This window comes from Aminobacter sp. MET-1, from assembly GCF_026521175.1.
Lineage (GTDB): Bacteria > Pseudomonadota > Alphaproteobacteria > Rhizobiales > Rhizobiaceae > Aminobacter.
The window spans coordinates 1-238 of sequence record NZ_JAMSHL010000176.1 but is presented as its reverse complement, the minus strand read 5'-3'; the positions used below and the strand labels follow the sequence as shown (position 1 = coordinate 238).

1 protein-coding gene is annotated in these 238 nt (G+C 30.7%); it reads right to left on the bottom strand.

Features of this window, described 5'->3' with window-relative positions; genetic code table 11:
- Positions 1-22 precede the first annotated feature (22 nt).
- A complete protein-coding gene (gene ykgR / locus NDO48_RS29530) occupies positions 23-124 on the bottom strand; it encodes a small membrane protein YkgR (RefSeq protein WP_000662258.1) in 102 nt (33 codons plus the stop codon).
- Between the last annotated feature and the right edge of the window lie 114 nt (positions 125-238).

Sequence of the window (238 nt, the reverse complement as noted above, 5' to 3'; positions counted from 1 at the left end):
AGTGAACAGTTTATTTCCGTTATTAATAGAAATGGAGAAATAAATAGGCGTATTCTACAATTGCGACAAAAACAACGATATTAATCAGTTTATGACTGATTTGCTGTACTTTATTCTCTTTCATTGGTACTTCCTCGCTTTAAAAAAGAGTGCACTTCGTAAGTGCCCTTATATAAATAACGAGTTTGGTCAACCAATTTTTTGACATGTATCACAAATTTGAATAGATGTATTACAT